The organism is Tunicatimonas sp. (assembly GCF_049647865.1).
In the GTDB taxonomy this organism is placed as follows: Bacteria; Bacteroidota; Bacteroidia; order Cytophagales; family Cyclobacteriaceae; genus Tunicatimonas.
Genome location: NZ_JBARYM010000385.1, coordinates 1 through 2331 on the forward strand (window position 1 = coordinate 1; position 2331 = coordinate 2331).

At 45.4% G+C, this 2331-nt stretch carries 3 protein-coding genes; all 3 read right to left on the minus strand.

Annotated features, from left to right (window positions below; all coding sequences use genetic code 11):
- On the minus strand, positions 1 to 821 hold an 821-nt coding region (gene ribF, locus WBA23_RS11585; protein WP_424582441.1), incomplete at its 3' end, for a riboflavin biosynthesis protein RibF.
- Complete coding sequence (truB, locus tag WBA23_RS11590) at positions 818 to 1546, minus strand: tRNA pseudouridine(55) synthase TruB (RefSeq protein WP_424582442.1); 729 nt, start codon at positions 1544 to 1546, stop codon at positions 818 to 820. The genes ribF and truB, both read right to left, overlap by 4 nt.
- Position 1547: 1 nt before the next feature.
- The coding region (locus tag WBA23_RS11595) for an undecaprenyl-diphosphate phosphatase (protein ID WP_424582443.1) at positions 1548 to 2331 on the minus strand (784 nt) is incomplete at its 5' end.

Genomic DNA, 2331 nt, shown 5'->3' on the forward strand with positions numbered 1-2331 from the left:
ATTCTTAGTTGTTGACCGTAAATATCTTGATCGAAGTCAAAAATATTAACCTCAATAGTTTTATTCTTTCCCGCTAGGGTCGGGCGGTTCCCAATGTAGAGCATACCCCCGAATTGCTTCTCTTCCAGAAAAACATGAACGGCGTATATGCCATCGGCTGGAATAAGCTTATACTTTTCTTCCACCGAAATATTGGCCGTGGGAAACCCCAATCCGCGTCCAATTTTATCGCCGTCTACCACCGTGCCGCTGATATCGTAGTACCGTCCCAGGTACGAGTGGGCCGTAGCAACATCCCCCGTTTCCAACGCTTGCCTGATTTTGGTGGAGCTTACCCCAATATCGTCAATATCCTGACGGGGAATTTCTTCTACCTGAAAGCCAAAACGGGGGGCATTTTGCAGCAAATACTCAAAATCACCTTGGCGGTTACGACCAAATCGGTGGTCGTAGCCAATCACCAAAAATTTTGCGCCCAGTTGGTCTACTAAAATGCGCTGTACGTATTCATCAGGTGAAAGCTGAGAAAACTCTTCGGTAAAGGGGATCTGAACCAAATGATCGATGCCCACCTGTTCTAACAGCCGCGCTTTTTCTTCAAAGGTATTAAGCAGTTTGAGCGAACTCTCATCACCTTTTAACACTAGACGGGGATGAGGCCAAAAGGTAAGCACTACGGTTTCGCCATCTACTTCTTTCGCCAGTTCTTGAAGGCGGTTTAGAATTTTCTGATGCCCAATATGCACCCCATCGAAGGTGCCGCTGGTGACGACGGGTCGCTGAGGGGGAATTTGAATATGACCCTGACGGTGAATCTTCATTCCTCAGTCGGTTTCAGTAAGGTAGACCACTCGGAAATTGTGCGAGCATTACTTACTTCTAAGTGACCAATTCGGGTACGCCGCAGTTCTTTCAGATAAGCACCTACTCCAAGTTCCTGCCCTAAATCCCGTACTAAGCTACGAATGTAAGTGCCCTTAGAGCAAACGACGGAAAAACGTACCTCAGGAAGCGTAATCTCGATAAAATCAAAGGCGACGATCTGAACTTCTCGCGGTTTTATTTCAACCTTCTTTCCCTGACGAGCCGATTTGTACACGCGTTGCCCATCCACTTTGATAGCGGAATGCTGAGGCGGAACCTGACTGATGAGCCCCAAGAATTTCTGTCGAGCTTCTTCAAGCTGAGGTAATGTGATGTGATCGGTAGCGTGAGTACTATCGAAGTCAGTTTCCAGATCAATAGAAGGAGTTGTTTTTCCTAGTACTAATGAGCCTTCGTACCCTTTCTCCATTCCTTGAAAACGCTCAATCTGCTTGGTCATTTTTCCGGTACAAAGCACCAACAAGCCGGTAGCCAACGGATCAAGTGTGCCGGCGTGCCCAATTTTCTTTACCTTGGTTAAACCTCGCATTTTTTTTACCACATCAAATGAGGTCCATTCTAAGGGTTTATCTACGAGCAGCATTTCACCGGCGGCAAAATCAAATTGCGGAGCGGGTGGTAGATTAGAATGCTGAGAATCAGATTGCGAAATACTAGTCATGCTAAATAAACCACGTGCTAAGGATAGCGATAGTTCCTACAATGAAACAATAAATAGCAAAGTAGATAAGCTTGCCCCTTTTTACAATAGCAATCATCCACTGGCAAGCCAATAGTCCTGATATAAATGCTGCCAAAAAACCGAGTACTAAAGCTAATCCCGAAATAGAAGATGCTACAGCCGGTTCTTCCAAATAATCAAGCACTTCAAGCAGTGATGCCCCTAAAATGGGAACAAGTACCATCAGAAAAGAAAACTTAGCGGCCCGCTCTTTTTCTACTCCGACTAATAGAGCAGTAGCAATGGTAGCTCCCGAGCGAGAGATGCCGGGCATAATAGCGAATGCTTGAGCCAATCCAATAATAAGCGCTTTGGGAAAAGTAACTAGTCCAGACCTTTGTTTAGCGTAGTAAGTGAGAGCCAGTAGCGTTCCGGTAATCAGAAGCATTAAACCCACCAATAAGACTTTTCCGCCAAAAAAGGCTTCAATTTCATCTTTAAATAGCGCCCCAACCAACCCGACTGGAATCATGGAAACAATAATTTTTACGACGTAAGCGGTTTCCTCATTCCACTGAAACCGAAACACACCTTGAATGATATCGACAATATCTTTCCGAAAAATAACGATCGTGCTCAATGCCGTAGCGCAATGAACAACTACGGAAAAAAGGAGGTTGTCTTTACTCTGAACGCCCAGCAGCACCGTGCCTAGCTCAATGTGACCGCTACTACTAACTGGTAAAAACTCGGTAAGGCCCTGAACGATGCCCAATATAATCGCT